This window comes from Methylobacterium sp. WL103, from assembly GCF_008039885.1.
In the GTDB taxonomy this organism is placed as follows: Bacteria; Pseudomonadota; Alphaproteobacteria; order Rhizobiales; family Beijerinckiaceae; genus Methylobacterium; species Methylobacterium cerastii.
Map to the genome: position 1 here is coordinate 1 of NZ_VRUX01000965.1, position 1,078 is coordinate 1,078.

Consider the following 1,078-nt stretch of genomic DNA (forward strand, 5'->3'; position numbering starts at 1 on the left):
GCGCTGATCGCCGCCCTCGCCCTGCGCGAAACGCTCGCCACCCCGGGCCGGACGGCCGCCCTGATCACGCCCGACCGCGCGCTCGCCATGCGGGTCGCCGCCGAGCTCGCCCGCTGGGACATCGTCGCCGAGGACAGCGCCGGGTCGACGCTGAGCCGCAGTTCGGCGGGCCGGCTGGCGCGGCTCTCGGCGGAGCTTGCCGTCGACCTCCACGCCGAGCAGGGCGACGCGATCCCGCCGCGGATCATCGCGCTCCTGGCGCACCCGCTGGTCGGCCTCGGCCTTCCGCGCGGCGACGTCGTGCGCGGGGCGGCGGCCCTCGAGATCGGCGTGCTGCGCGGCCCGGCGCCGGCCGGCAGCTTCCAGGGCCTGAAGGATGCGCTTGCCGCCCAGCGCGCCGCCCCGCACAGGCACCAGCCCCGCGCCAAGCAGCGCCTCTCCGACCTCGACTGGGCGTTGGCCGCGTCAATCCTCGACCGCCTCGAGTGGGCGTTTTCGCCGCTTTTGAACTTTGCCAAGGTATCGGATGCAGGGGACTCGCGCTTTGATCTTGTTTTAGCAGTTCGCCTACATGGTATGGTCCTCAAGTTGCTTCAGTCAGGCATTGGAAATAAAGATGAGGCTGCTGTAGATAAATCACAAGATTGTCTAGATGACTTATTTGACGAATTTAGAAATTTGGTTGGCCATACCGACGATAGGCATTCTATTGCTCTGCCCGGCAACTTCGACGACTACCTCGCCTTCCTCACCACGCTCGCCGCCGACCGCACCGTGCCTTGCGCCGGTCCGGCGCCGCACCCGCGCCTGAGCATCCTCGATCCGCTCGGATCGCGCCTGATGCACTACGATCGCGTCGTGCTCGCTGGGCTCGACGAGGGCGTCTGGCCGGGCAAGACCACCACGGACGCCTTCCTCAACCGCCCGATGCGCGAGCGCGTCGGCCTCAACCCGCCCGAGCGTCAGCTCGGCCAAGCCGCCCACGACTTCGTGCAGGGCATGAGCTGCCGCGACGCGGTGATCACCCGCGCGGCCAAGCGCGAGGGCTCGCCGACCGTGCCGTCGCGCTTCCTGCAGC

Annotated in this window: 1 pseudogene; it reads left to right on the plus strand. The window is 68.8% G+C overall.

Going from position 1 to position 1,078, the window contains the following annotated elements:
• Nucleotides 1-1,078: pseudogene (locus tag FV222_RS30260) on the plus strand (double-strand break repair protein AddB); the annotation flags it as partial.